Source organism: Paraburkholderia sp., from assembly GCF_035501035.1.
Taxonomy (GTDB): domain Bacteria; phylum Pseudomonadota; class Gammaproteobacteria; order Burkholderiales; family Burkholderiaceae; genus Paraburkholderia.
This window is the reverse complement of record NZ_DATJWR010000133.1, coordinates 1-2,649: the sequence shown is the minus strand read 5'-3', so window position 1 is coordinate 2,649 and position 2,649 is coordinate 1. Positions and strand designations below refer to the sequence as shown.

Genomic DNA, 2,649 nt, shown 5'->3' with positions numbered 1-2,649 from the left:
TCGATTCCAATCAGGCCGAACTGATGCCATGTCGGGCTCGCATGGCCCGAAGGCGAATCGAACGATCCGCTCGTGAAGGTATAGGCCGTCGCCACGGTCCATCGGTTCGTCAGCGCATAGCGCGCATTCAGTTCCGCGTTGCGAAAAACGATGTCCTCGCCGTGCAGGGCGATCGGCGTGTCGGCGACGTTGTTGATCGACGTGGCGTTGTCGAACTGGCTCCTCGTGACGACGGCCGACACGCGCAGGCGCTCCAATGTGCAGGCGCCGCCCAGGCCCGCGGTGCGCTGCCGCGCGGCGTTGAACGGCGCGCCGGCGGCCTCCGCGCCCTGCGTGTTGGCAGTTGCGAGGTTGCTTTCGTCGTCGAACTGCACGTAGCTCGCGCCCGCCGAACAGGCTCCGTGCTGGTAGCTGCCCGCCACGCTGTAGCCGCGGTTGTTCGAGAATGCCCCCGCTTCGTTGGAAAAGCCATACGTCGCGCCGAACTGGAAGCCACTCATGACCGGACTCGTGTACTTCACGGCGTTGTTGGTCCGTGTGTAGTTTGCGAGATCGTCGTTGTCGAACGGGTGCGCGAAAGCTACGCCACCATACGGCGTGCCACCCATCGCGAACGGCTGGACAAACTGGAGCATCGAGTCGAACTGGCGGCCCAGCGTGACGGTGCCGGACGGATGAGAGGCCAGCCCGGCGTACGACTGGAAGCCGAACATGCGCCCCTGTTGCCCGGTTGCGCCGTTCGTGACAGCAAAGCCGTTTGCCAGCACGAACAGCGCGCTCAGATCGGGGCTCAGTGGCTCGTTGCCGGAAAGGGTCCAGCGGTTGACGTTGATGTCACCCGATTTGGCCTGTAATGAGCGGGCGCCCTGGCTCCCGCCGATATCGTCCACATAGGCGAGGCCGCCATCGATCAGGCCGGTGATGGCCAGCGTGCCCTGAGCGTGAGCGGCGACCGGCAGTCCCAGCGCAAGAGCGCAGCAGGACGCGGCTTTAAGCGCCCCCCCTCGCGCGTGCCCACGTGGATTCGAAAAACGTGTCGGACATGATGTTATTGGGCTGCGTCCGGATGAACCGCACGCCTTGCCGGGAAGGTGTACGGCCACCTCAGCGCAGCACGCGAGATCGCAGCAGATGCGCGACCCACGCGCTTTCAGTGATTTCGCGTTCAATCTCGCGCGCATGGCAGGACGATGCCTGCGGCGCGGCACCGACGTCTCTACGCAGAGGGGAATGGAGGGACGATGGGTCGCTGGTAATCAAAGCCTGCGCGTTCCGGGCGAGTGCGGCGAGCCGCGCGAGGTCCGCCTCGTCGAGCATCACATTGACGTATTCGAGCGGGCACAGTGCGCCGACCAGCGTTCTGAGGCGCTGCATCAGCACGCTGGCGCACGCACCCTGTTGGTTCACGACCAGCGACTCGAACCGCGTGGCGGCGATCGTGGCCTCGAGCTTGTCGATATCGAGGCAGGCGCGTCGGCGCAGCTTCGTCAGTGGGTCAGGATCGCTCGGCGCGGGCTGGACGAGACGGCGCGCCACCGCGTCGAGATACGCGGCCGTGCCGTCAATTGCGCCCGCCGCACTGCTGCCGAGCCGATGATGTTCGCGGTCCGGCCACGCGAAGAGGCTGACGACGAAGCCGACGAGCACGCCGGCAACGCTGAGCTCGAAGCGGGCGACGGCGAGCGCCCAAGGCGGTCCAGCGGGTGTGCCGAGATGCGCAACCAGGATGAAGTGCGACGTCAGGAACAGGATGTACGAGACATAGCTCACCGAGCGCGCGGCCAGCGTTCCGGTGGCAAGCGGGAGGACGATGAGGGCGAGCAGCAGCGGATCGTGAACGAACAAGGAAAGCGCCGATGCAAGCACCGCGCCAAGCAATGTCCCACCAATGCGCAGGCCGGACACTTTCACCGTTTGCGACAGCGTGGGCTGAAGGATGAACATCGTGGTCAGCGCCAGCCAGTAAGCCTGCTGCATGCCCAGAAGGCGTGCGATGGCAACCGCGATCATCGCCGCAACGGACAGGCGGGCGGCGTACCGGGTGTAGGCATTTTTGGCGGCAAGTTCCGCGATCAGCGCCGTCAGCCGGCTTTGGCGCGTCCGCTGGCGCGGCGCCGCGCGAGGAGCTGCAACGACACCCCGCGCGGTATACGCACACGCGTCGCGACCGAGTAGATCGGACAGGCGCTCGATGAGGTCGAGATTGGCGCGCAGCCACGTCGATCCCTCGCCGGGCCCGTGGGCCGCGAGCCACGCGGGCTCGCACCCGCGCAGGGTCTGTTGCAGGCGAGCCTGGCATTGCTCGACGGTGTCAGGCGTTGCGTCAGGGCCGTCGCGCAAGCGTGCCGCGCTCGCGTCGATCTGCCTGGCGAGCTGGGCGTAGGCGGGCGCAAGAAGGGCGGCGGCTTCGCGCCGGGCGGCGCCGTGGCCGTCGGCGAGGAGCGTTTCGAGGCCCGCGAGCAGGGCCATCAACTGCTCCGCGTCGTCGATCCGACCGGCGCACGCCGGCGAGATCTCGCCGCTGTGGTTCGCTGCGGCCAGTGTCATCGCATCGAGCTTCGTGCGCAGTTCCGCGCGCCCGCACTCGAGCCGCACCCGGTTGCCGCGTGCCGCCTGCTCGAGGCGGCTGGCGAGCGACGACATCGCATG

At 67.2% G+C, this 2,649-nt stretch carries 2 protein-coding genes; both read right to left on the bottom strand.

Going from position 1 to position 2,649, the window contains the following annotated elements:
- Positions 1 to 929: porin (locus tag VMJ11_RS09375; RefSeq protein ID WP_325619138.1), on the bottom strand; the 929-nt coding region annotated here is incomplete at its 3' end.
- Positions 930 to 1,104: 175 nt separating this feature from the next.
- Positions 1,105 to 2,649 (bottom strand): FUSC family protein (locus VMJ11_RS09370; protein ID WP_325619137.1); only part of this gene is annotated, 1,545 nt, incomplete at its 5' end.